At 65.1% G+C, this 23,948-nt stretch carries 22 protein-coding genes, 5 tRNA genes and 1 pseudogene; 18 read left to right on the forward strand and 10 right to left on the reverse strand.

Going from position 1 to position 23,948, the window contains the following annotated elements:
- Positions 1-15 precede the first annotated feature (15 nt).
- The 6 genes from HOP52_RS07745 to ccoN form a co-directional block, all read right to left on the reverse strand.
- Positions 16-531: a FixH family protein gene (locus HOP52_RS07745; protein ID WP_238976811.1), complete on the reverse strand. Its 516-nt coding sequence runs from the start codon at positions 529-531 to the stop codon at positions 16-18.
- A gap of 2 nt (positions 532-533) precedes the next feature.
- The gene (gene ccoG / locus HOP52_RS07750; protein ID WP_238976812.1) at positions 534-1,973 is read right to left on the reverse strand and encodes a cytochrome c oxidase accessory protein CcoG; all 1,440 of its coding nucleotides are present in this window, start codon (positions 1,971-1,973) and stop codon (positions 534-536) included.
- Positions 1,974-2,104: 131 nt separating this feature from the next.
- A complete protein-coding gene (ccoP, locus tag HOP52_RS07755) occupies positions 2,105-3,034 on the reverse strand; it encodes a cytochrome-c oxidase, cbb3-type subunit III (RefSeq protein WP_238976813.1) in 930 nt (309 codons plus the stop codon).
- The gene (locus HOP52_RS07760; RefSeq protein WP_238976814.1) at positions 3,031-3,273 is read right to left on the reverse strand and encodes a cbb3-type cytochrome oxidase subunit 3; all 243 of its coding nucleotides are present in this window, start codon (positions 3,271-3,273) and stop codon (positions 3,031-3,033) included. Before HOP52_RS07760 ends, ccoP begins: the two co-directional genes overlap by 4 nt.
- Positions 3,274-3,275: 2 nt before the next feature.
- Positions 3,276-3,884 (reverse strand): cytochrome-c oxidase, cbb3-type subunit II, encoded by a 609-nt coding sequence (gene ccoO / locus HOP52_RS07765; RefSeq protein ID WP_238976815.1) that lies wholly within the window; start codon positions 3,882-3,884, stop codon positions 3,276-3,278.
- Positions 3,885-3,906: 22 nt separating this feature from the next.
- Positions 3,907-5,331: a cytochrome-c oxidase, cbb3-type subunit I gene (gene ccoN / locus HOP52_RS07770; protein WP_238976816.1), complete on the reverse strand. Its 1,425-nt coding sequence runs from the start codon at positions 5,329-5,331 to the stop codon at positions 3,907-3,909.
- Positions 5,332-5,681: 350 nt separating this feature from the next.
- Between ccoN and HOP52_RS07775 the strand changes: the two are divergent.
- The 7 genes and pseudogenes from HOP52_RS07775 (at position 5,682) to HOP52_RS07805 (ending at position 9,052) form a co-directional block, all read left to right on the forward strand.
- Positions 5,682-6,223, forward strand: a pseudogene (locus HOP52_RS07775) (alpha/beta family hydrolase).
- A gap of 42 nt (positions 6,224-6,265) precedes the next feature.
- Positions 6,266-6,341: transfer RNA gene (locus tag HOP52_RS07780), tRNA-Val, on the forward strand.
- Positions 6,342-6,381: 40 nt separating this feature from the next.
- Positions 6,382-6,458: transfer RNA gene (locus tag HOP52_RS07785), tRNA-Asp, on the forward strand.
- 28 nt (positions 6,459-6,486) lie between these two features.
- Positions 6,487-6,563, forward strand: a tRNA-Asp gene (locus HOP52_RS07790).
- A 61-nt stretch (positions 6,564-6,624) separates the two neighbouring features.
- Positions 6,625-6,701 (forward strand) — tRNA-Val (locus tag HOP52_RS07795).
- A 3-nt stretch (positions 6,702-6,704) separates the two neighbouring features.
- A tRNA-Asp gene (locus HOP52_RS07800) sits at positions 6,705-6,781 on the forward strand.
- A 327-nt stretch (positions 6,782-7,108) separates the two neighbouring features.
- Complete coding sequence (locus HOP52_RS07805; protein ID WP_459076823.1) at positions 7,109-9,052, forward strand: FAD-dependent oxidoreductase; 1,944 nt, start codon at positions 7,109-7,111, stop codon at positions 9,050-9,052.
- Positions 9,053-9,059: 7 nt separating this feature from the next.
- On the opposite strand, the gene HOP52_RS07810 is transcribed toward HOP52_RS07805, so the two are convergent.
- The 3 genes from HOP52_RS07810 to HOP52_RS07820 are packed head-to-tail and all read right to left on the reverse strand — an operon-like array spanning position 9,060 to position 12,006.
- Entirely contained in the window at positions 9,060-10,136 is a 1,077-nt protein-coding gene (locus HOP52_RS07810) for a response regulator (RefSeq protein WP_238976818.1), read from the reverse strand.
- Complete coding sequence (locus HOP52_RS07815) at positions 10,133-11,476, reverse strand: sensor histidine kinase (protein ID WP_238976819.1); 1,344 nt, start codon at positions 11,474-11,476, stop codon at positions 10,133-10,135. The genes HOP52_RS07810 and HOP52_RS07815 overlap by 4 nt, the downstream gene beginning before the upstream one ends.
- Positions 11,473-12,006: a putative pterin-binding protein gene (locus HOP52_RS07820; RefSeq protein ID WP_238976820.1), complete on the reverse strand. Its 534-nt coding sequence runs from the start codon at positions 12,004-12,006 to the stop codon at positions 11,473-11,475. Before HOP52_RS07820 ends, HOP52_RS07815 begins: the two co-directional genes overlap by 4 nt.
- Positions 12,007-12,279: 273 nt before the next feature.
- Here HOP52_RS07820 and HOP52_RS07825 point away from each other — a divergent pair, with 273 nt between their 5' ends.
- The 7 genes from HOP52_RS07825 to HOP52_RS07855 all read left to right on the forward strand — a co-directional run bounded on the left by HOP52_RS07825 (position 12,280) and on the right by HOP52_RS07855 (position 21,348).
- Positions 12,280-13,305 carry a hypothetical protein gene (locus HOP52_RS07825; RefSeq protein ID WP_238976821.1) on the forward strand — a complete coding sequence of 342 codons (1,026 nt, stop codon included), beginning with the start codon at positions 12,280-12,282 and terminating at the stop codon, positions 13,303-13,305.
- 12 nt (positions 13,306-13,317) lie between these two features.
- Positions 13,318-14,385 carry a WD40 repeat domain-containing protein gene (locus HOP52_RS07830; RefSeq protein WP_238976822.1) on the forward strand — a complete coding sequence of 356 codons (1,068 nt, stop codon included), beginning with the start codon at positions 13,318-13,320 and terminating at the stop codon, positions 14,383-14,385.
- 109 nt (positions 14,386-14,494) lie between these two features.
- On the forward strand, positions 14,495-15,481 hold the full coding sequence (locus HOP52_RS07835) for a hypothetical protein (RefSeq protein WP_238976823.1): 987 nt from the start codon (positions 14,495-14,497) through the stop codon (positions 15,479-15,481).
- A gap of 144 nt (positions 15,482-15,625) precedes the next feature.
- A complete protein-coding gene (locus HOP52_RS07840; RefSeq protein WP_238976824.1) occupies positions 15,626-16,258 on the forward strand; it encodes a hypothetical protein in 633 nt (210 codons plus the stop codon).
- A 284-nt stretch (positions 16,259-16,542) separates the two neighbouring features.
- Positions 16,543-18,465, forward strand: a complete 1,923-nt coding sequence (locus HOP52_RS07845) for a PrkA family serine protein kinase (RefSeq protein WP_238976825.1) — start codon at positions 16,543-16,545, stop codon at positions 18,463-18,465.
- Between the two features lie 24 nt (positions 18,466-18,489).
- Complete coding sequence (locus HOP52_RS07850; protein ID WP_238976826.1) at positions 18,490-19,773, forward strand: YeaH/YhbH family protein; 1,284 nt, start codon at positions 18,490-18,492, stop codon at positions 19,771-19,773.
- An 18-nt stretch (positions 19,774-19,791) separates the two neighbouring features.
- Positions 19,792-21,348, forward strand: coding sequence for a SpoVR family protein (locus HOP52_RS07855; RefSeq protein WP_238976827.1), 1,557 nt, complete (start codon positions 19,792-19,794; stop codon positions 21,346-21,348).
- Between the two features lie 122 nt (positions 21,349-21,470).
- Here HOP52_RS07855 and HOP52_RS07860 read toward each other — a convergent pair whose 3' ends face one another.
- Positions 21,471-21,785 carry a high-potential iron-sulfur protein gene (locus HOP52_RS07860; RefSeq protein WP_238976828.1) on the reverse strand — a complete coding sequence of 105 codons (315 nt, stop codon included), beginning with the start codon at positions 21,783-21,785 and terminating at the stop codon, positions 21,471-21,473.
- Between the two features lie 209 nt (positions 21,786-21,994).
- Here HOP52_RS07860 and HOP52_RS07865 point away from each other — a divergent pair, with 209 nt between their 5' ends.
- The 4 genes from HOP52_RS07865 (at position 21,995) to mnhG (ending at position 23,929) form a co-directional block, all read left to right on the forward strand.
- Positions 21,995-22,474, forward strand: a complete 480-nt coding sequence (locus tag HOP52_RS07865; RefSeq protein ID WP_238976829.1) for a methylated-DNA--[protein]-cysteine S-methyltransferase — start codon at positions 21,995-21,997, stop codon at positions 22,472-22,474.
- Positions 22,475-22,833: 359 nt separating this feature from the next.
- Complete coding sequence (locus HOP52_RS07870; RefSeq protein WP_238976830.1) at positions 22,834-23,316, forward strand: Na+/H+ antiporter subunit E; 483 nt, start codon at positions 22,834-22,836, stop codon at positions 23,314-23,316.
- Positions 23,316-23,603 (forward strand): MrpF/PhaF family protein, encoded by a 288-nt coding sequence (locus tag HOP52_RS07875; protein WP_238976831.1) that lies wholly within the window; start codon positions 23,316-23,318, stop codon positions 23,601-23,603. The genes HOP52_RS07870 and HOP52_RS07875 overlap by 1 nt, the downstream gene beginning before the upstream one ends.
- Positions 23,600-23,929, forward strand: a complete 330-nt coding sequence (gene mnhG, locus HOP52_RS07880) for a monovalent cation/H(+) antiporter subunit G (protein WP_238976832.1) — start codon at positions 23,600-23,602, stop codon at positions 23,927-23,929. The genes HOP52_RS07875 and mnhG overlap by 4 nt, the downstream gene beginning before the upstream one ends.
- Positions 23,930-23,948: the final 19 nt, after the last annotated feature.

Here is a 23,948-nt window from a genome sequence, read left to right on the forward strand (position 1 = left end):
CTGGCGCGGCGGCAATCAGCCACGTGTCGGCAATCCCGGGGTCAGCGCAAACGCCTCCTCGCTGGGGAAGCTACCTTCACCGACCAGGCGCCATTCGGGCTGCTCGGCACTGGGATGAAGCTGCAGGTACCAGCGGTAGCGCAGGTTGTCCGGTGCCTGGCCCAGGTAGCGCCCGTTGCCCACGTGCTCCAGGGTGAGGGACTGGTCACGGCCGCCGAGGGTGGGAAAGATCAGCTCCACATAGAGCCGCTCGGGCCGCTCGTCGCCGTCGAGCTGGACGATGACGTCGCTGGTCAGCGGATCGATGCGCAGGTTGGCGGCCAGGCCGAGCTCCTCGGCGCGCTGCTGCTTGGCCAGCACCATGTTGATGGCGCGGCCGTGCTCATAATAGTCCTGCTGTACCAGTCCATCGGCGGTACGAACCGCCATCACGGCCAGGGTCGAGCTGCCGAAGATTGAAGTGAACAGCAGGCCGAGCAGGAACCAGGGCCAGAACTGCTTGTACCAGGGGGAGGGGGCTTGGGTTGTCATGGTTATCTCCGGACTTCGCCGATAAAGCGGGTCTCGCGCTCAAGGGCGACGCGCGCGTCGCTCTGCGAGGTGACCTGCAGCTGGATTGGGTGGCTGGGTCGGTCGAGCACCTCCGGGTCGGCGGTGATCTGGATCGCCCGGCTGCGGGAGTCGCCCGCCGGCACGCTGAGGGTGTCGGTATCGAGCTCCAGGCCGGGCAGCCCGCTGACCTCGAGGCGGAAGACGTGATCCTCACGGTCGAGGTTGCGCACCGTCAGGGTGTAGACGTTGCTGATGCGCCCCTCGCGGGTCATCTGGAACAGCTGGCCGCGCTCGCGCTCGATCTCCACCCCCAGGGGGGTGCGGTCGGCCACCGCCCAGACGAAGAGACCGATCATCACCAGCAGGGCGGCCAGATAGCCCAGCAGGCGTGGGCGCAGGATCCGGCTCGGCTTGCCTTCCAGGGCGTTCTCCGTGGTGTAGCGGATCAGCCCCCTGGGGTAGCCCATCTTGTCCATCACGCTGTCGCAGGCGTCGATGCAGGCCGCGCAGGTGATGCACTCGTACTGCAGGCCGTCGCGGATGTCGATGCCGGTGGGACAGACCTGCACGCAGAGGTCGCAGTCGATGCAGTCGCCGTAGCCCGCCTGACGCGCCTGGGCGTGGTCGAGGCTGCGCTTGCGCGGGCCCCGGGGCTCGCCGCGGGCGGCGTCGTAGGAGACGATCAGGGTATCGGCGTCGAACATCACCCCCTGGAAGCGGGCATAGGGGCACATGTAGATGCAGACCTGCTCGCGCAGCCAGCCGGCGTTGAGATAGGTGAACACCAGGAAGAAGCCCACCCAGAAGTAGGCCCAGCCGTGAGCCTGGAGGGTGGGCAGCTGCACCACCAGCTCGCGAATCGGGGTGAAGTAACCGACGAAGGCCACCCCGGTGGCCAGGGCGATGGCCAGCCAGATAGCGTGCTTGGCGCCCTTGCGCCAGGCCTTGTCGGCGTTCATCGGCTGCTTGTCGAGCTTGATGCGCCGGTTGCGGGATCCCTCCAGGCGGTGCTCGACCCAGATGTAGAGGAAGGTCCAGACGCTCTGGGGGCAGGTGTAGCCGCACCACACCCGGCCGGCGAATACCGTGATGAAGAACAGCCCGAAGGCGCAGATGATCAACAGCCAGGAGAGCAGTATGAACTCCTGGGGATAGAAAGTGGCGGCGAAAATATGGAACTCCCGCCCCGGCAGGTCGAACCAGATCAGCGGCCGGTCGCCCCACTGCACCCAGGGCAGCCCGAAGAACGCCAGCATCAGCACCCAGTTGGTGCCGCGGCGCAGGCGCTGGAAGAGGCCCTTGATCTCGCGGACATAGATATGGCGCCGCTTGGCGTACATCTCCTGCTGGACCGTCTCACCCGAGGGGTGGTGGCCCACGGGATCGGGGGTCACGTCGCGGGTAGGTATCTTGTCACTCATGGCGATCTCGTGGCGGGCGCGGAGGGCCCGCGGAAGGGGAGCAGTGCAGTTGGGTCATTGTATCGGGGGGTCATCGCAAAGCGAAAGGGTGCGACCCGAGGTCGCACCCTTTCTCAGCCGCCCGGTTCTCCTCAGTCGCGGAAGCGCAGGCTGTAGACGTAGGCGGCGACCAGGTGCACCCGCTCCTCGCCGATATAGGCCGCCTGTGCCGGCATATGACCGTTGCGGCCGTTGCGCAGGGTCTGGCGCACCGAGTCGGCCACGCTCTGCCCCGGCGCCTGATAGAGCCAGATATCGTTGGTCAGATCAGGCGCGCCCAGGGCCTGGTTGCCGGTGCCGTCCGGCGCGTGGCAGGCGGCGCACACCGAGGCGTAGACCGAGGCGCCCTGCTCGGCGCGCTCCTCCTCGTGGGGCAGGTCCGAAAGCGCCAGCACGTACTGGGTGACGTTCTCGATGTTGGTTTCGCCGATCTGCTGCCAGGCAGGCATCAAGCCGCTGCGTCCCTGGGCGATGGAGGTGAGGAGTTGCTCGGGCTCCCCGCCGTAGAGCCAGTCGTCGTTGGTCAGGTCGGGAAAGCCGTAGCCGCCCTGGGCGTTGGTGCCGTGGCACACCGCGCAGTTGTTCTGGTAGAGGCGCTCGCCGACCTGCATCGCTTCGCCGTCCCGGGCCAGCTCCGGGATCGGAATCTCCTGGTACTGGGCGAAGATCGGGGTGAAGCGCTCCTCGGCGCGAGCCACTTCGCGTTCCCACTGGCCCTCCTGGGTCCAGCCCAGCAGGCCGGCGAAGTTGCCCAGACCAGGGTAGAGCAGCAGGTAGCCCAGCGAGAACACCACGGTGCCCACGTAGAGCTGGAACCACCAGCGCGGCAAGGGGTTGTCGTACTCCTCGATCCCGTCGGCGGCGTGGCCGGTGGTCTCGACGTTGCCCTCGGCATCGGGTCGCTTGTCGGTCTTGCGGTTGGCGAACAGGATCCAGGTGGCGAAAGCGATGGAGCCCAGCGTGATGACGATGATCCAGGCGCTCCAGAACCCGGAGAGGGAGTCATCCCAAAGATTGCTCATGTGTTTTTGTCTCCCTTGCTTGTTCGGGAATCGTCTTGTCCGGATGCCGCCTCGCGCGATTCATTCGACGGCGAGACGCTCCGGTCACGGTTGGGACGCTCATCATCCTCGTTGAAGATCAGGTGGGCCGCCTCGTCGAAGTCACGCTTGCGCCGCTTCGAGTAGGCCCACCAGGTGATGCCGATGAAGGCAATGATCAACAGCCCGGTGATGATGCCTCGAAAGGTGCCGGTATCCATGATCAGCGCGTGCCCTCGAGCACGGTGCCCAGTTGTTGCAGGTAGGCGACCAGTGCGGTGATCTCCTGCTGGCCGCGCACCTCGCGGGTGGCGTTCTCGATGTCCTCGTCGGTGTAGGGCACGCCGAGTGCGCGCAGTGCGCGCATCTTCTTGGGCGTGTCCTCGCCGTCGAGGGTGCGCTCGAACAGCCACGGGTAGGCGGGCATGATCGAGCCGGGCACCACGTCACGCGGGTTGTACATGTGGGCACGGTGCCAGTCGTCGCTGTAGCGGCCGCCGACGCGGGCCAGGTCCGGGCCGGTGCGCTTGGAGCCCCACAGGAAGTTGTGCTCGTAGATGAACTCGCCGGCCACGCTGTAGTGGCCGTAGCGCTCGGTTTCGGCACGGAACGGACGAATCATCTGTGAGTGGCAGCCGACGCAGCCCTCGCGGCGATAGATGTCACGCCCCTCCAGCTCCAGGGCGCTGAGCGGGCGCAGGCCGTCCACCGGCTCGGTGGTCTGCTTCTGGAAGAACAGCGGCACGACCTCGGCCAGGCCGCCGAAACTGATCACCACCAGGATCAGCACGGCGAGCAGGCCCACGTTCTTTTCGACGATCTCGTGTTTCATCGGTATCGGTATCCCCGGTTGCTCAGGCGGTCTGCGGAATCGGCTGACGCGCGGCTTCGCTGCGCTTGATGGTCATGAAGACGTTGTAGGCCATGATCAGCATGCCCACGACCCAGAAGATGCCGCCGATCAGGCGCACGATGTAGCCGGGGCCGCTGGCCTCGACCGATTCCATGAAGGTGTACATCAGGGTGCCGTCCGGGTTGATGGCGCGCCACATCAGGCCCTGCAGGATGCCGTTGACCCACATGGAGGCGATGTAGAGCACGGTGCCGATGGTCGACAGCCAGAAGTGCGCGGCGATCATGCCCACGGAGTACATCTCGGTGCGGCCGAACAGGCGCGGGATCAGGTGATACATGGAGCCGATGGTGATCATCGCCACCCAGCCCAGGGCGCCGGCGTGAACGTGGCCGATGGTCCAGTCGGTGTAGTGGGAGAGGGCGTTGACCGTCTTCACCGCCATCATCGGGCCCTCGAAGGTAGACATGCCGTAGAAGGCCAGGGCGACGACCAGAAAGCGCAGGGTCGGGTCGGTGCGCAGCTTATGCCAGGCGCCGGAGAGGGTCATCATGCCGTTGATCATGCCGCCCCAGGAGGGGGCCAGCAGGATGATCGACATGATCATGCCCAGCGACTGGGCCCAGTCGGGCAGGGCGGTGTAGTGCAGATGGTGCGGGCCGGCCCACATGTAGATCATGATCAGCGCCCAGAAGTGCACGATCGACAGGCGATAGGAGTAGATCGGGCGCTCGGCCTGCTTGGGCACGAAGTAGTACATCATCCCCAGGAAGCCGGCGGTCAGGAAGAAGCCCACCGCGTTGTGGCCGTACCACCACTGGACCATGGCGTCGATGGTGCCGGAGTAGAGCGAGATGGAGTACATGGCGGTGACCGGAATCGCCGCATTGTTGACGATATGCAGGACCGCCACGGTGAGAATGAAGGCGGCGAAGAACCAGTTGGCCACGTAGATATGCGAGGTCCTGCGCAGCTTGATGGTGCCCAGGAAAACGACCGCATAGCTCACCCAGACCACGGCGATCAGGATGTTGATCGGCCACTCCAGCTCGGCGTACTCCTTGGTGGTGGTGTAGCCCAGCGGCAGCGTGATGACCGCCGAGAGGATCACCGCCTGCCAGCCCCAGAACGTAAAGGCCGCCAGCTTGTCAGAGAATAGCCGCGTCTGGCAGGTGCGCTGCACGACGTAGTAGGAGGTGGCAAAGAGTGCCGAGCCGCCGAAGGCGAAGATGACGGCATTGGTGTGCAGCGGTCGCAGACGGCCGAAGCTCGTCCACGGCAGGTTGAGGTTGAGTTGCGGCCAGACCAGCTGTGCGGCAAGGATGACACCGATGAGCATGCCCACGATGCCCCACACCACTGTCATGATCGCAAACTGCCGAACTACCTTGTAATTGTAGGTCGGGTGCTCTAATGCTGTGCTCATGTCAGGTTCCCATCGAACGCGGTATCGAGAACCGGCTGTGGCAGGTTGCCGCAGCCGTCGCTCCCGGAAGAGGTGATGCAGGTCAAAACACCCCGGATTCTAGCGCAGCCGCGTGACAGACTGAAACATGGCCATTGGTGAAAACTCACACTGGAGTTTGACGGGTGTCGAATTTTGCACGACTTAAGCGGGTGGCGATTGCTCCGGCACGGGTGATCGAATCGCTGTGTGCCGGCGAGTCGGGCGGCTGGCAAGTGGAGGGGATGGGGCCGCTCGACGTGCAGGGAAAGGCGACCGTTGGCAGGCTGTTGATTGCCCACGGGGCGGGCGCTGGGCAGGGCTCGGCGTTCATGCAGACGCTGCGCAATACCCTGGCGGAGCGGGGCGTCCAGACCCTGGCCATCGAGTTCGCCTACATGCAGCGCATGCAGCGGGAGGCGCGGCGTCGACCGCCGCCGCGCATCGATCGCCTGGTGGATGAACTTGCCGCCTGGTGCGACATTCTGACACACCCCGAGCTGGGCGCACTCTGGCTGGGCGGCAAGTCCATGGGGGGCGCGCCGCCAGCCTGCTGGCGGCGCGCGACCAGGCGCCGGGCCTGATTCTGTGCGGCTATCCCTTCCACCCGCCGGGCAAACCCGACACCCTGCGCCTGGCGCACTGGCCACTGCTCGCCTGTCCGACGCTGGTGGTGCAGGGCAGCCGCGACCCCTTCGGCGCACGTGACGAGATCGCGGGCTATGCGTTGCCCGACTCGGTGGCCGTGCACCTGCTCGAGGACGGCGATCACGACTGGAAGCCGCGGCGCGCGTCGGGTCATACCCAGCAGGGGCATATCGAGGCGGCGGCCACGGCGATCGCGGCATTCATGGACGAGTGCGAAAGGCGTTGACAACCGGCGCCGGCCCTGTAGAATGCAGCGCCACGTGACCGGGGGTGGTTAGCTCAGCTGGGAGAGCACCAGCCTTACAAGCTGGGGGTCACAGGTTCGAACCCTGTACCACCCACCATCGCCGTCAGGCGATACCGATCATGTAGGAAGCACGCAGCGGACCGGTAGTTCAGTTGGTTAGAATGCCGGCCTGTCACGCCGGAGGTCGCGGGTTCGAGTCCCGTCCGGTCCGCCACATGTTTCCGTTGCCGCAGCTATCTTGCGGACCGGTAGTTCAGTTGGTTAGAATGCCGGCCTGTCACGCCGGAGGTCGCGGGTTCGAGTCCCGTCCGGTCCGCCACGATGGCCTGGCAATGCGGTAAGCAGTACGAAAAGGCAGTACGAAAAAATTGCGTTCACGTGGGTGATTAGCTCAGTTGGTTAGAGCACCAGCCTCACATGCTGGGGGTCACTGGTTCGAATCCGGTATCACCCACCACGCGGACCGGTAGTTCAGTTGGTTAGAATGCCGGCCTGTCACGCCGGAGGTCGCGGGTTCGAGTCCCGTCCGGTCCGCCATCGCAAGAATTCCGACCCCGAGCCCACGGCTCGGGGTCTTTCGTATGCCGCCTCCTATTTTGCGCCAGCGCCGAGCGCTTGGCGGCTTCCTCCTCCTGCTCTTTCTCCTCCCGGCTTTCGCCTGGGCGCTTTTCCTGGCCTGCGCTTCCGCGGGGTGCTATGGGATATGCTGCGTGCATTCCCTTTGCGCATCGTGCCCGACTGTCATACAGTTGTTTGAATTTAGTCTGTCCGACACCGTGACGTGAGGAGGTATCCGGCGTGCGCTACCCGCATCTGTTCCAACCGCTCGAGGTAGGCCATCTGACGCTGCCCAATCGGGTGCTGATGGGTTCCATGCACACCAATCTGGAGGAGGCCCCGGAGGGTTTCAAGCGACTCGCCGCCTTCTATGCCGAGCGGACCCGGGAGGGGGTGGGGCTGATCGTCACCGGTGGCATCGCCCCCAACCCCGAGGGCGCGGTCTTCGACGGCGCCGCGACGCTGATGCGCCCCGACCAGGTGGCCGACCATCGCTCGGTGGTCGAGGCGGTACACGCCGAGGGCGGGCATCTCTGCCTGCAGATCCTGCATGCCGGGCGCTACGCGTACTCGCCGGCGCTGGTGGCGCCCTCGGCGATCCAGGCCCCCATCAACCCCTTCAGCCCCCGTGAGCTGACCGCCGAGGAGGTCGAGCAGCAGATCGACGACTATGTGCGCTGCGCGACGCTGGCCCGGGAGGCGGGTTATGACGGCGTCGAGGTGATGGGCTCGGAAGGCTATCTCATCAATCAGTTCCTGTGCCTGCGCACCAACCGGCGCGAAGACGCCTGGGGTGGGGCCTTCGAGAACCGCATGCGCTTTGCCGTCGAGATCGTCTCGCGCATCCGCGCGGCGGTGGGCGAGGACTTCCTGATCATCTTCCGTCTCTCGATGATCGACCTGGTGGAGGATGGCAGCACCTGGGAGGAGGTGGTGACCCTGGGGCGCGCCATCGAGGCCGCCGGCGCCAGCCTGATCAACACCGGCATCGGCTGGCACGAGGCGCGTGTTCCCACCATCGTCACCAGCGTGCCGCGGGCGGCCTTCACCGAGGTAACGCGGCGCATGAAGGCGGAGCTGTCGGTTCCGCTGATTACCACCAACCGCATCAACATGCCCGCGGTGGCGGAAAGGGTGCTGGCCGAGGGGCATGCCGACATGGTCTCCATGGCACGCCCCTTCCTCGCCGACCCCGCCTGGGTGAGCAAGGCGGCTGAAGGGCGTGACGAGGAGATCAACACCTGCATCGCCTGCAACCAGGCGTGCCTGGACCATACCTTCCAGGGCAAGCTGACTTCCTGCCTGGTCAACCCCCTGGCCTGCCATGAAACCGAGCTTGTCATCGAGCCGGCCGAGACGCCCCGGGAGGTGGCCGTGGTGGGCGGCGGGCCGGCCGGTCTGGCAGCGGCGGTCACGGCGGCACGTCGCGGCCATCGGGTGACCCTCTTCGAGCGCACCGCGGAGCTCGGCGGCCAGTTCAACCTGGCGCGCCAGATTCCCGGCAAGGAGGAGTTCGACGAGACGCTGCGCTACTTCCGGGTGATGCTCGACAAGCACCGTGTCTCGGTGCGCCTCAACGTCGAGGCCGATGTCCACCGGCTCAAGGACTTCGACGCGGTGGTGCTGGCCAGCGGGGTTCGCCCCCGGCCGCTGGCGCTGCCCGGCAGCGACCACCCCAAGGTGATGAGCTATCCGATGGCCATCCGGCATCCCGAGCGCGTCGGCCGCCGCGTGGCGATCATCGGCGCCGGCGGCATCGGCTTCGACGTGGCCGAGCTGCTCACCCATGTGGGGCACCCGGCGCTGGACCCGCAGGCCTGGTGCGCCGAGTGGGGCGTGGATCTGAGCGTCGCCGAGCGGGGTGGCGTCACCGAGCCCCAGCGGCCGGCCACGCCGCGCCAGGTCACCCTGCTGCAGCGCAAGCGCTCCAAGCCCGGCAAGGGGCTCGGCAAGACCACCGGCTGGGTGCACCGCGCCTCGCTCAAGCACCGTGGGGTCGAGGCGCTGGCCGGCTGCGAGTATGTCGGCATCGACGACGAGGGCCTGCATATCCGCCTCGACGGCGAGCCGAGGCTGCTGGAGGTGGACAGCGTGGTGGTCTGTGCCGGCCAGGAGCCGGTGCGCGAGCTGCTCGAGCCGCTGCGCACGGCCGGCGTGTCGGTGCACCTGATCGGCGGCGCCGATGAGGCTGCCGAGCTGGACGCCAAGCGTGCCATCGAGCAGGGTACCCGGGTGGCAGCTGCGCTTTGAGTCCGGCTCAGTCCAAGGCCACCGACATCGACCCCGACAGCACCAGGGCGATGAGTTCGGCCTGGCGGTGGGTGTCGGTCTTCTGGAAGAGGTTGCGCAGGTGAAAGGCGATGGTGGTGGTCGACACCGACATCTGCTCGGCGATCTCGTCGCTGCGCAGCCCCTCCGCCAGGGCCAGGGCGATGCGCGCCTCGGTGGGGGTCAGGCCGAACAGGCTGGCGAGCACCGTCTGGGGGACGCGAGCCCGCTTGTCGGGGTCGGCAAGCAGGATGACCGCGGCCGGCTCCCGGGCAAGGCCGCCGGCATTGCCCAGCGAGCAGGCCAGTACCAGCAGGGCGCGCTGCTTTCCCGGTCGCGCCAGGCGCAGGCAGTTCACGGCCTCCCGGCCGGCGGCGCTGGCCGTCAGCGTGGCGCGTAGCGTCCGGCGCAGGGCCTGGCTGTCGGCGCCGCTGGCGATCGACAGCCCATGGGTTACCTCGAGCCCCTCGGTGTCGCTGGCCAGCTGGCGAGCGGCACGGTTGGCGTACAGCAGCTGACCGTCCGGGCCCAGCAGCACCATGCCGGGAGCGACCAGGTCCAGGGCGCGAGTGGCGGCGGAAAACGCCTGACTGCTGGCTTCCTGGCGCAGGTCGGTCATGGCCTGGCGGAGCTCGTCGATCTCTCGCGAGGCCTTGTGGCGCATGCGCCGTACCTGGCGCAGGCGCGCTTCCAGGGTGGCCAGCATCAGATCGAAATCGATGGGCTTGACCAGATAGTCGTCGGCGCCCAGCCGCTTGCCGTCGATGATGTCGCGGGTGTCGGAGAGCGCGGTCAGGAACACGAAGGGCATGTCGGCCAGGTCGGGGCGGGTGTCGCGAATCTCGCGCAGTACCTCATAGCCGTTACGCCCCGGCATGTTGATGTCGCACAGGATCAGGTCCGGCGCCACGGCATGGATCTGGGCCACGGCTTCCTCGCCGTCGACGGCTTCGATCACCGCGTAGCCTGCTTCATGCAGCTCGTCGCGGATATCGCCGCGCAGCTCCGCGTGATCTTCGGCGAGCAGGATCAGCGGCGTGGCAACTTCCTGCGTCGAGTCGTTCATGGTGTGGCCTCCCGGTCGGAGAGCGGTAGTGTCAGCGTCATGGTCGTGCCGGCGTTTATCTTCGAGGTCACGGTGATATCACCGTGCTGGAGCCGCGCCAGTTGGCGGGCAATGTGCAATCCCAGACCGATACCCTGCGACGAGGTGGCATTGCGGGCCCGGAAATAGCGCTCGAACAGATGGGGCAGGTCCTGCTTGGCGATGCCGATGCCGTGGTCCACGATGCGACACTCGGCATGGTCGCCGCGCCGGGCCAGATACACCTCCACCGATGACTCCTCGGAGGAGTATTTCAGGGCGTTGGCGATCAGGTTGGCCAGTATCTGCTCGGCCAGCGAACGGTCGCAGCGTACCGGGAGTCGTGGGGGCCCCGTGAGGCTGATGCGAGGGATGTCGGTGGCTTCCTGCTGCAGCCGGCAGACCTGTTGGGCAATCTCGCGCAGATCATGCCTGGCCGGGGTGACGGTTACCTGGCCGCCGTCCAGCCGCGCCGTGGTCAGCGAGCTGTCCACCAGGCGCGTCATTTGCCCCACAGCGTCACGAACCCGGCCGTAGCGCGCCTGCCGCTCCTGCGGCGACATCCGCTCGCCGCGCCGAATCAGGCGCTGCAGGCTGGCGTCGATCACCGCCAGCGGCGTGCGGAACTGATGGGAGACCATGGCGGCGAAGCTGCGATAGAAGTCGCTGCGCTGACGCTCCTGGGTGAGCGAGCGCTCGAGCCGCTCAGCCGCCATGCGCTGCCGTAACGCCCCGATCAGCAGGATGGCAAGCAGCAGCCCACTGAGCAGGATGCCCACCACCGAGGCGATCACCTGCAGCAGATTGCTGCGATGCTCGTCCAGCCGCTCGCCGGTGTTTTCCCACTCCTCGATCATCACCTCATTGGCGAGCCGATTGAGCGACATCATCATGGGCTTGAGCAGCGTGTAGATGGCATCGGCGGCCTCATGGCGGCCCGGCTCGAGGTCCTGAAGCAGCGGCTCGATGGCTTCCAGCCGGTCGAAAGCCTCGTCCACCGCCGCGGCAAAGCCGAGCTCGGCGAGATAGCGGCGCTGAGGGCCTTCATCGAGCAGTACCAACCGGCTGGTCAGGACATCATGGCGCAGCCCGGGACGCGCCTGCTCATCGCCGAGCACACGCCGATGGACTTCCTCGTCCAGGCGGTGGCTGGCGACCTGCGCCTGGGTGATGACCCACAGCATGTTTTCGCTGACATTGCTGCGCATGTCCTGCTCCACCTGAAACAGCCGGAACAGCGAAAAGCCGAGAAAGGCCGCGAAGGTGACGACGGCGACCATCGGCAACAGATAGGGTGGACGGCGGCGCAGCCAGAACCTCATTGAATCTCCAGGCGCTCCAGCTGCCAGACCCAGCGGTAGTCATAGCGGATATCCTGCAGTTCGGAGTGGTCGTCGCGGGGGTAGACGATCCACAGCGGCCCCTTGTCGCGTGGCGTCAGCTTTTCGCCGTCCATGTGAGTGGCGACCACGACGTCGAAGTCGTGAAAGTCCTCGAGCGGGATATCGACGACATAGTCATTGAGCGCCGTTGCCACTGCCGTGTCGCCCTCGGCACCGACCCGCTCCAGCAGGTCGCGCATCAGGACCCCCTCGAAGTGGTTGACGCCATCGGTCACCACCGTGGAGGTGGCCAGCTCCCGTGGTGGCAAGGCTTCCAGCAGGCGGCGGTCGAAGTGGGCTTCCTCGCCGACGTTGGGGTGGGCGATGTTGCCGCTGACCCGTAGCAGCGGTGTCTCCTCGGGGGCGGGCAGCGGGTCGGCTGCGATGGGTAGAGCGGCTGCCATCAACAGCGCGAAGGCAAGCCAAGGCGCAGGAGTGGCGCAGAGTGTGACGCGATGGCGCTCCAGCATGGTGGGCTCCTCAGGGTGCGATGGGGTCACGGTCACCATAGCCAATATCACTCGGCCTATCTTCCGACCGTGGGGTATGACTGTCCCCGTTCAAACGAACGGGTGAAGCCTGATGCAAGTGAACTAGGCTTGAGTCATACAACAACTTACCGCATACACGACAACGGTGGGGCGTATGGCGCTGAGTCTGGCGGTGGCTCATTCTCGAGCAGGTCATGCTCTGCGCGGCGCCGTGGTCCCGTCAATTTTCTTTCCGGTTAAGGGGGTGACTGCATGATTGCTGAGACGCTTCGCCAGCCCGCGGTGAAGGAGCGCGTCGTTCAGCTGGGTTACTTGCTCAAGCACACCTTCGCTCTCGTGGGCCGTGACCCGGGGATCCTCAGGCCTTGGGTGCGCATGTCCGTTTACGGGGTGGTGATGGCCAGCCTGTTCTTCATCAGCGTGATCGCGCTGTGGGTGAACAACGGCAATATCGGCACCCCGGCGCTGCTGCTGTGTCTGGGAATGTTTGTCTACAAATACTTCTACTATGTGCGTCAGGAGCTCCGGCAGAGCTGGCTGGTGAGCGAGGTGCTGAAGGGGGAGAAGCGCTCCGCCGCAGAGGCCAAGGCCCGAGTCAAGACGCTCAAGGGCAAGGCCAGAGGCATTGCCCTGATCGATATCTTCTTCAGCGGCATGCTGAGCTGGGCGCTGCGTTTTGGCCCCGTGGGGGCGCTGATGTCGCTGCTGCTTCGCGGCTTGAGGGAGGTGTGGGACCTGGTCAACCACTATCTGCTGCCCTCGGTGGTCATCGACGGCCACGGCATTCGCGAGAGCGTATCGCGCATGAAGCGCCTCAAGGAAAGCGTCCCCGAGACCCTGGTCGGGGTGTTCGGGATCGACGTGGCGGCCCGAGCGGTAGGCACCATCATGTTTCCGGTCTATGCCCTGATGGTGTTCGTGGGCCTGCTGATCGGTGCCTGGGTGGGCGATCCTCAGTCCGCCTACTACGTGGGCGACCCCCTGGCGGGTACGACGCTGGCCGGTGCCGGACCGCTGCCGGAAACCCTGCCGATCACGGTCCTGCCCATTCTGATCGCCCTGTGGCTCGCCAAGCTGTTCAGCGTGGTGCTGGAGCGCACTGCCGCCTCGGTCAAGGTGATTTACTTCTCGATCTTCTACATGCGCATCACCCACGCCGATGACATCGTCCCGGAGATTCGCGGCGAGCTGGAGGCCTATCTGCGCATGGAGGCCGAGGACCCCGGCCCGGTGGCGGCGCCGGATGGCCAGCAGGGTCAGCAGGGGCTTGGAAAATAGCGGGAGGTGAGGATGTTTCATCGACGGTCAGGTGTCTCTGGCGTCCAGCGGCAGCGGTGGCGCTATGCCATCGCCCTGGGGCTGGCGGTGAGCGCGTCACCGGCCTGGGCACAAGGCGGCGGCTCGCCGGACTGGTCGGCCGCCGACATGCAGCACGAACTTGAGCTGGAGGCGAGCGTCACCCAGCTGGCGTTCTCTCCCGACGGGACGCTTCTGGCCAGTGCCACCGAGTCGTCCCTCAAGGTATGGGAGCTGGCGTCCGGCAGGCTCAAGCACCGGCTGGATGGCCACCGCTCTCCGGAGGTGGACCGGGCGCTGCCCGTCACCGGGCTGGCCTTCAGTCCCGACGGCAGTGTCCTGGCGAGCACCAGCTGGAACCCCGGCGTAATGCCCGATGCCTCGCTCAAGCTCTGGGACCCGGCAACGGGTGAGCTGCGCCAGGCGCTGGCCGGCGGCCAGGGGTGTCGGGAAGTCGCCTTCTCGGCCACGGGTGACAGCGTATGGGCGGCCTGCGGCCGGGATGTGCAGCGCTACTCGCTGGAGAGCGGCGATGTGGCCGAACGCGCCGAGCACTTCCCCGGTGAGCTGCTGCCCCAGGGGGACGCCGCGGCGGCGGCCGCCGAGCTGCCGATGCCCAGGCAGGGCCCCGCCGCCGCGCTCGCCTTGAGCGAGGATGGCACACGATTGGCCTGGGCCGGCCAGCCGCCCACCTATCCCACGCCGGTCCTGCGTGTCTGGCACGCCGAAACGGCCGCCGAGGCGGACTATCTCGTCCTCGACCTCCCCGGCATGACCACCACGCGCGATCCCGTGTCCCTGGCCCGGGAGCACTATAGCCTGGAGCTGCCCAATCCCGTGACCGAGGAGCGTATCGAGCAGTGGATGCTGGACTCGGGGGAGGTGCGCGTCATGCTCACCCTGAACAACCTCAAGGACGATGCCTCACGGGCCTGGCGCTATCGGCTGACCTTCGAGCCGCGGGAGGATGGTCGCTGGGAGCTGGTCCGGGTAGAGCGCAAGCACCAGTGCCGGCGCGGGCCCACCGAGCCGGATGAGTGGACGACCAGGTCCTGCGTTTAGGGGCCGAACCAGGCTCTGCGAAGGCCCCCTTCGGATGAAGGGGGTCTCTGGGCCGTTGTCCGACTAGTCTGTTAGTACCTGATTACCTGCTCATGCGATAGGGGGATCCATGTGGGACTTTCGGATCGGTCAGTCTTTAGGGCTGATGGTCAAGACGCTGCCCTTTCTGCTCTTCCGGCTGGCCGTCTACTTCGGTGTGGCCCTGGCCTATGTGTTGATGACCGGCGTCGGTGCCGGGGTCGGCTGGGGCATTGGCGGCTTCGGTGACGAGGGCTTTCGTGCCGCTTCCACCTTCTGGGGCGGCGTGGTGGGCTTCGGCATCGTCGGCGCCATCATGTATGTGCTGCGCGAGTACCTGCTCTACATGGTCAAGGCCGGCCATATCGCCGTGCTGGTGGAACTGCTCGACAAGCAGCCACTGCCCGAGGGGCGCGGCCAGATCGACCATGCCGCCACCGTGGTCAAGGAGCGCTTCGGCCAGGCTAGCGTGCTGTTCGGCGTCGACCAGCTGATCAAGGGGGTGTTGAAGACCCTGACCGGCCTGGCCCGCGGCGTGTTTCGCCTCTTGCCGATTCCCGGGGCCCGGCAGTTCATTCGGCTGATCGAGCTGTTCCTGCGTATCGCCGTCGGCTTTATCGACGAGGTGATCCTGGCCTACTGCATTCGCACCCGCTCCGAGAACGCCTGGGCCTCTTCCCGCGAGGCGCTGGTGCTCTATGGACAGAATTACAAGCCGATGCTCAAGAATGCCGCCTGGCTGGCGCTGATCGTCTATGGGCTCTCCTTCGTGGTGTTTCTGGTGATGCTGGCGCCGGCGGCCCTGGTGGCCTATCTGATTCCCGGCGGCTGGTCGGCGACTGGGGTGGTCGTGGCGCTGCTGTTTGCCTGGAGTGTCAAGGTGGCGCTGCTCGAGCCCTTCGCTATCACCTGCCTGATGCAGGCCTATTTCAAGACCATTGAAGGCCAGCAGCCTGACCCGGAGTGGGAGGCCAAGCTCGATGGGATGTCCAAGCCATTCCGCAAGCTCAAGGAGCGTGCCAGGGAGGCCGGTGGCCAGGGGCAGGCCGAGGCCGCTTCCGCCGAGAGCTCCGGGTGACGCACCGGTTCGGCGGTCAGTTGGGCAGCTAAGCTGGAGGTTGGGTCCGGTAAGCGGTGCTACCGGCAGCAGGTGACGGCATTTGCCGTCGATCTTCGACAGTCATCGATCCATTTGTCGTCATGACCGCTAAGGAGAAGGAACATGCAACTCAGGTGCAGAACATTGAGCAGCGCCGTTATCGCGGCGTCCATGCTGCTGCCGGTGGCCGGACACTCGCTGGCTGACGAGGTCGTCGAGCAGATCGAACTAGGACTCGAACTCTATCAGGAGGCGGAGTATGGCGCGGCCATCACCGAGCTGGAGTTCGCTATCAACGATATCCGCAAACTGATGTCGAGCCGCATCGGTGCGACCTTCCCCGACGCACCGGACGGCTGGACGGCCGGTGAGGTGGAGTCGGCCGGTGGCGGTGCCGCGGCCATGCTGGGCGGAGCGGGAGGCACCATGCTGCAGCGTCAGTACCGTGAACAGGACGGCAACGGCCAGCTCGAGGCGTCCCTGATGATCGACAACCCGATGGTCCAGGGCATGGCAGCGATGTTCAGCAATCCGGCGATGATCGCCGCCCAACCCAACATGGAGCGGGTGCGCCTGGGGCGCGAGTCGGTCATCGTCAAATGGGAGCCCGACCGCTCCCGCGCCGAGGCGACGCTGCTGCTCGACGGGCGCATCCTGATGCAGGTGAAGGGGCAGAACATCGCCTCTCAGGAAACCGCGGTGGAGCTGCTGCGCGCCTGGGACCTGGCCGCCGTGCGTGAGCAGGCAGCGCGCTGACCCGCCTTTGGTTGCATACTGCATGATCGTGGTGGTCTGCCTGTGCGCGGCCACCACGCGCCGATTTTTCCCTCGCCAAGCCCCCCCAAGCGTCCTTGTAGCGTTTAATTCCAGGCCCCTGGTCTCATCGAACCCTGCTCGCTCCCTGCGTTCTCATGGGTACACGTATATTGCGTTGATAGCTCGCAGACCGCCATTGGCCGAATGCTGTCTAGGCTGAAGGGTAACCCACGGAGGCCATGATTCGTGCGATGGCCAAAGGGGCGGGCAAACAGGAGGCTTCGATGAGCATCTTTGATCATGTGCAGAATCGCTACGAACGGGTCCGGCAGGAGGAAATGAGCCTGCAGGAGTACCTGGAGCTGTGTCGCGAGGACCCCATGGCCTATGCCAGCGCCGCCGAGCGCATGTTGAAGGCCATCGGCGAGCCCGAGGTGATTGACACGGCGAAGGATTCGCGGCTCTCGAGGATCTTCTCCAACAAGGTGATCCGTCGCTACCCGGCCTTTTCCGAGTTCTACGGCATGGAGGAGGCGATCGAACAGATCGTCGCCTACTTCCGCCATGCCGCCCAGGGGCTGGAGGAGCGCAAGCAGATCCTCTACCTGCTGGGGCCGGTGGGCGGCGGCAAGTCGTCGCTGGCCGAGCGCCTCAAGCTGTTGATGGAGCGGATTCCCTTTTATGCCATCAAGGGCTCTCCGGTCTTCGAGTCACCGCTGGGGCTGTTCTCCCCCGAGGAGGACGGTGAGCTGCTCGAACAGGAGTACCACATTCCCCAGCGCTACCTGAAGAGCGTGATGTCGCCCTGGGCGGCCAAGCGTCTTCAGGAGTACGGCGGCGATATCTCCCAGTTCCGAGTGGTCAGGCTCTATCCCTCGCGACTCAACCAGATCGCCATTTCCAAGACCGAGCCGGGCGACGAGAACAACCAGGACATCTCCTCGCTGGTGGGTAAGGTCGACATCCGCCAGCTCGAACTCTACTCCCAGGACGACCCGGACGCCTACAGCTTCTCCGGCGGGCTGTGCAAGGCCAACCAGGGGCTGATGGAGTTCATCGAGATGTTCAAGGCACCGATCAAGGTGCTGCATCCGCTGCTGACCGCCACCCAGGAGGGCAACTACAACCCCACCGAAGGCATGGGGGCGATCCCCTTCGAGGGCGTGGTGCTGGCCCACTCCAACGAGAGTGAGTGGCAGGCGTTCCGCAACAACCGCAACAACGAGGCCTTCCTCGACCGGGTCTACATCGTCAAGGTGCCCTACTGCCTGCGAGTGACCGAGGAAATCAAGATTTACCAGAAGCTGCTGGAGCACTCCTCGCTCGACCAGGCGCCCTGTGCGCCGGACACCCTGCGCATGCTGGCCCAGTTCTCGGTGCTCTCGCGGCTCAAGGAGCCGGAAAACTCCAGCATCTACTCCAAGATGCGCGTCTACGACGGCGAGAACCTCAAGGATACCGACCCCAAGGCCAAGTCGATTCAGGAGTATCGCGATGCCGCCGGGGTCGACGAGGGCATGGACGGGCTCTCCACCCGCTTCGCCTTCAAGATCCTCTCCAAGGTGTTCAACTTCGATAACCATGAGGTGGCTGCCAACCCGGTGCACCTGCTCTATGTGCTCGAGCAGCGCCTCGAACAGGAGCAGTTGCCGCGCGAGACCTTCGAGCGCTACCTGCGCTTCATCAAGGAGTTCCTGGCGCCGCGCTACGTGGACTTCATCGGCAAGGAGATCCAGACCGCCTACCTGGAGTCCTACTCCGAGTATGGCCAGAACATCTTCGATCGCTACGTCACCTACGCCGACTTCTGGATCCAGGATCAGGAGTACCGCGACCCCGAGACCGGCGAGCTGTTCAATCGCCAGGCCCTCAACGAGGAGCTGGAGAAGATCGAGAAGCCGGCCGGGATCTCCAACCCCAAGGACTTCCGTCACGAGGTGGTCAACTTCGTGCTGCGGGCGCGTGCCCAGAACAACGGCATGAACCCCAGCTGGCAGTCCTACGAGAAGCTGCGCGGGGTGATCGAGCACAAGATGTTCGCCAACACCGAGGAGCTGCTGCCGGTGATTTCCTTCAACGCCAAGGCGTCCACGGCGGACCAGAAGAAGCACGAGGACTTCGTGGCGCGCATGAAGGATCGCGGCTACACCGAGAAGCAGGTGCGGCTGCTGTCCGAGTGGTACCTGCGGGTGCGCAAATCGCAGTAACGGCCGCGAAGGCGGGAGGTCTGTATGACCTATTTCATCGATCGAAGGGCCAATGCCAAGCACAAGAGTGCGGTCAACCGGCAGCGTTTCCTCGATCGCTACCGGACCCACATCAAGCGCTCTGTGGAGGAGGCGGTCAACCGCCGTTCGATCACCGACATGGAGCGCGGCGAGAAGGTGTCGATCCCGACCCGCGATATCTCCGAGCCGGTGTTCCAGCACGGCCCCGGTGGCAAGCGAACCATCGTGGCGCCTGGCAACAAGGAGTTCGTCGAGGGGGATCGGCTGCGTCGCCCGGGCGGCGGCGGAGGTGGAGGAGGTGCTGGCGAGGGAGGCGCCTCCAACCAGGGCGAAGGCATGGACGAGTTCGCCTTCACCCTCTCCCGGGAGGAGTTCCTGGACTTCGTCTTCGACGGCCTGGAGCTTCCCCACCTGGAGCGCAAGGCGCTGGTCGACCTCGATGAGGTGCGCCCGGTGCGTGCCGGGGTCTCCAAGGAGGGGGTGCCGGCGCGCATCAACATCGTGCGCTCGATGCGCGAGGCCTATGCGCGACGGATCGCCATGCGTGCGCCGATCCGTCGCGCCCTGCGGGAGGCCCGCGAGGCGCTGGCCGAGGAGGAGCACAAGGACCCGGTGCTGCGCAATCCTTCGCGCATCGCCGAGCTCAAGGCCGAGATCGAGCGTCTCGAGAAGCGCCTCGAGGCGGTGCCCTTCATCGACACCTACGACCTGCGCTACAACAACCTGATCAACCAGCCGCAGCCGTCGAGCAAGGCGGTAATGTTCTGCGTGATGGACGTCTCGGGCTCCATGACCCAGGGCCATAAGGATATCGCCAAGCGCTTCTTCCTGCTGCTCTATCTTTTCCTGGAGCGCAACTACGAGAAGGTCGAGCTGGTGTTCGTGCGCCACCATACGGCGGCCAAGGAAGTCGACGAGGAGGAGTTCTTCTATTCCCGGGAGACCGGCGGGACCATCGTCTCCAGTGCGCTGACCCTGGTCGACGAGATCATCGCCAAGCGCTATCCCCCCGGGCAGTGGAACCTCTATGTGGCCCAGGCCTCCGATGGCGACAACTGGGACGATGACTCGGTGAACTGTCGTGAACTGCTGATGAAGTCTCTGATGCCGCGCCTGCAATACTTCACCTATGTGGAGATCACCCCCCATGCCCACCAGGCGCTGTGGGAGGAGTACGAGACGGTAGCCGCCGAGTTCCCCGATCGCTTCGCGATGCGCCAGATCGTCGAGGCCGGCGATATCTACCCGGTCTTCCGCGACCTGTTTCGGCGCCGAACCGCAACCTGATGCGGATGAGGAGGCAGCATGATCCGACGCAAGCCCATCGCTACCGGTTCTGACTGGTCATTCGAGGTGCTGGAGGCCTACGAGCAGGAGCTGGTGCGCCTGGCCGACGAGTACCGCCTGGACACCTACCCCAACCAGATCGAGATCATCACCACCGAGCAGATGATGGACGCCTATGCCAGCGTGGGGATGCCGGTGGGCTATCATCACTGGTCCTTCGGCAAGCAGTTCCTTGCCGTGGAGCAGGCCTATCGGCGCGGCCAGATGGGCCTGGCCTATGAGCTGGTGATCAACTCCGACCCCTGCATCGCCTACCTGATGGAGGAGAACACCCTGATGATGCAGGTGCTGGTGATGGCCCACGCCTGCTACGGACACAACTCCTTCTTCAAGGGCAACTACCTGTTTCGCACCTGGACCGACGCCAGTTCGATCATCGACTACCTGGTGTTCGCCCGCAAATACGTGGCGGAGTGCGAGGAGCGCCACGGCGTCACGGCGGTGGAGCAGCTGCTCGACGCCTGCCACGCCCTGCAGAACTACGGCGTCGACCGCTACAAGCGCCCCTCGCCGATCTCGGCCGAGGAGGAGATGCGGCGCCAGAAGGAGCGTGAGGAGCACCTCCAGGCCCAGGTCAACACCCTGTGGCGCACCATTCCAGGCCCCGTGGCGAGCGATACGCTGGCCGCCGACCAGGATGAGGAAGATCCGCTGGGCCTTCACGGTGGCGAGCGCTACCCGCCCGAGCCCCAGGAGAACCTGCTCTACTTCATCGAGAAGAACGCCCCGCTGCTGGCTCCCTGGCAGCGCGAGGTGGTGCGAATCGTGCGCAAGCTCGCCCAGTACTTCTACCCCCAGCGCCAGACCCAGGTGATGAACGAGGGCTGGGCCTCCTTCTGGCACTACACGCTGATGAATCGGCTGTTCGACGAGGGGCTGGTGGATGAGGGCTTCATGCTGGAATTCCTGCAGTCGCATACTGCGGTGGTCAACCAGCCGCCCTTCGACAGCGCCTACTTCAGCGGCATCAACCCCTATGCGCTGGGCTTCGCCATCTTCAGCGACATCAAGCGCATGTGCGAGGCGCCCACCGAGGAGGATCGCGAGTGGTTCCCGGATACCGCCGGCGGCGACTGGATCGAGGCGGTGCACTTCGCTATGCGCAACTTCAAGGATGAGTCCTTCATCCAGCAGTACCTCTCGCCCAAGGTGATCCGCGACCTGAAACTGTTCATGGTGGTCGACGACGACCAGGAAGAGATGCTGGAGGTGGCGGCCATCCATGACGATCGCGGCTACCGGCGCATCCGCGAGGCGCTGGCCACCCAGTACGCGCTGGCGGTGCGCGAGCCCAACATCCAGGTCTATTCGGCGGACATCCGCGGGGACCGCTCGCTTACCCTGCGCCATGTTCAGGACAGCCGGCGGCCGCTGGCGCGCAGCGTCTACCCGGTGATGCGCCATCTCCACCAGCTGTGGGGCTTTCCGGTACGCCTGGAGTCGACCATGGACGACGATACCGTCGCTCGACGCTATCAGTGGCCGCTGCCGGAAGAGGAGTCCCGGAGCCACTGAGTCGTCCCCTGGAGGGGCAGGAGGGGTGGATAGCGAGCGAGGCAGGGGGGGCGAGCAGGGCGGCGGAGCGTCAGCCGGGCAAACGACCGGGGCGGCGCCCGGTCGCATGAGGGGTGGGGCGATCAGGTGATGGGGGCCCAGGACTGGCACCAGCCCTGAGGCTCCACGCTGTACTGCGGGAACAGCTGGCAGCCTTCCGTATCGGCTTCGAAGAACATGCAGTTGTCGCAGACCTCGCCTTCCTCGTAGGCGGGATGGTCGCTGGCGTCGCTGGCAACCTCGACATAGTTCAGGGCCTGTGCCTGCTCGTCGCTGGGATCCAGGCGCGGCAGCGTCTCGGCGAAGGCCTGTTTCGAGAGGATACCGGCGCCCAGGGGCAGGGCGGCCAGACCCAGCAGGCTGTTGCGCATGAAGTCACGACGGCTCTGATTGCCCATGGAGTCTCCTTATCGTCACGGTCTGAGTTATCGTCACGGCATGATAGCCCGGTTGGCGGGTATCATGGTGTAGACGGTGGTCGTCCGTCTGTTGCTCCGACAGGTATCGGGGTCTGGAGTTCGCAGCGGCTCGCCGGTCGATGAGCGAGCCGACCCTGGGGCGGGCGACCCAAGCGTTTGACGGCAACGCAATGGATAAGGGAGGGGGCATGGCAATCTTTACGCGACTGGATTCGCCGCTGGGCGAGCTGTTGATCGAAGCCGACGAGCATCTGGGGGTCACGCGGCTGACCCTCGATGCCGGTGAACAGCCGGACCCCGGCGATGCCCGGCGCGATGATCAGGTGCTGGAGGAGGTTCGCGAGCAGCTGCTGGCCTATCTGGCGGGGCGGCGTCGCAGCTTCAGCCTGCCGCTGGCGCCCGGCGGCAGCGAGTTCCAGCGCCAGGTCTGGTCGGCGCTGCAGCGTATCCCCTATGGCGAGACCCGCACCTACGGCGAGCTGGCCCGGCGGCTGGGCCGGGAAGGGGCGGCCCGGGCGATCGGGGCTGCCAACGGGGCCAATCCGCTGCCGCTGCTGATTCCCTGTCACCGGGTGGTGGCCGCCAGCGGTCTGGGGGGGTATAGCGGCGGGCTCGAATTGAAGCGTCGTCTGCTCGCTCTGGAAGGCGTGGAGGATCTTCGCCCTTGAGGTTCGTTGATCCCGAAGCCAATCGGTGCTCCACGCATGGTGGTTCGTTAAGAAAAGGTGGCGGTAAGGCACTGTTCAGTGGGGTTGAGCCGCTTTGATAATCCCATTCTTGGAGGGGATGCTGCTGGTTTTTGAGAGTGGCATGTATTCGTGATCTTGCTTGAGATTCATTTTCAGATCGGTGTGGGGCGGCTTTACGATCGTTGAAGAAACGCCTTGTTTGTCTGATGGATGTGGAGGACTATTCGGGGTAATAAAAATAAAGTATAAATCGTTCAGAGAGCCATGCGGCTGCTGAAACAGGCAGAATGGATGCAACCTGTTCGGTGAAACTCTCGCGGTTACTCAAGGAGCTTACTGTGCTCAAGTACGCCGTCAGCCTGACCGTCATTCTGGCCGTTATCTGGCTGCTGTTCTCCGGCAACTGGACCCATCCCATTCTAGTGCCGCTTGGCGCGGTGTCGGTTGCTCTCACGGTATATCTTGCTTACCGCATGCGGGTCCTTGACCGGGAAGGGCATCCTGTGCACCTGCTGGTCCCTGTCATCAAGTACCTGCCCTGGCTGTTCAAGGAGGTCGTGAAAGCCAACCTGGTGGTGGCGAGCCACATCATCAGGGGTCGCAAGAGCCTGAGCCCCCGGCTATGTCGGCTAGATGCCACTCAGAAAACTGACTTGGGCAGGGTGTTTCTCGCCAACTCCATCACGCTGACGCCTGGCACAGTGACCGTCTATGTCCGTGAGCAGGAGGTCTGGTTCTACGCCTTGACCGAGGAGTTGGAGCAGGGCGTTCTGAGCGGTGAGATGGACCGGCGGGTGACTCGGCTTGAGGGAGAGTCCTGATGCTGGTTGTCATCGCGCTGGCCGTTCTCGTCAGCATAGGCTGCGCTCTGACCCGGGCCTACCTGGGGCCTACGCTCTTCGACCGACTTCTGGCGGTGAATGCCGTTGGCAGCCTAACGGTGCTGCTCATTGCCCTGCTTGGCTTCATTGTCGGTCGTCCCGAGTTCATCGACATTGCCATTGTCTATTCGCTGCTCAACTACATTGGCGTTGTGGCTGTCCTGCAATTCTTCGAGTCCGGCCGCTTCGGTGCGTCGCGAAGAGGCAGTGAGGAGGAGAAGCCATGAGCCTGTTACTGAATCTTCTCAGCGGGCTTATGCTGGTCAGTGGCGCCATCCTGGTGGTCATAAGCGGCGTTGGTCTGCTGCGCTTTCCCGATTTCTACTCCCGCATCCAGGCGGCCGGGATGACCGACACCCTCTGTATGATTTTGATCCTCGGCGGATTGATGCTGCGTACTGACTCCCTGGAGGTGGGCGCCAAGCTGCTGTTCACCCTCGTGTTCCTGTTCTTTACGGCGCCTGCCGCCAGCCATGCGCTGACCAAGGCGGCTCGCCAGTGCAAGCTGTCCCCCTGGCGGTCCGACAAGGAGGATGAGTCATCGCAGCCCTGATCGATCTCATACTGCTGGC

This window comes from Billgrantia campisalis, assembly GCF_022341425.1.
GTDB lineage: Bacteria > Pseudomonadota > Gammaproteobacteria > Pseudomonadales > Halomonadaceae > Halomonas > Halomonas campisalis.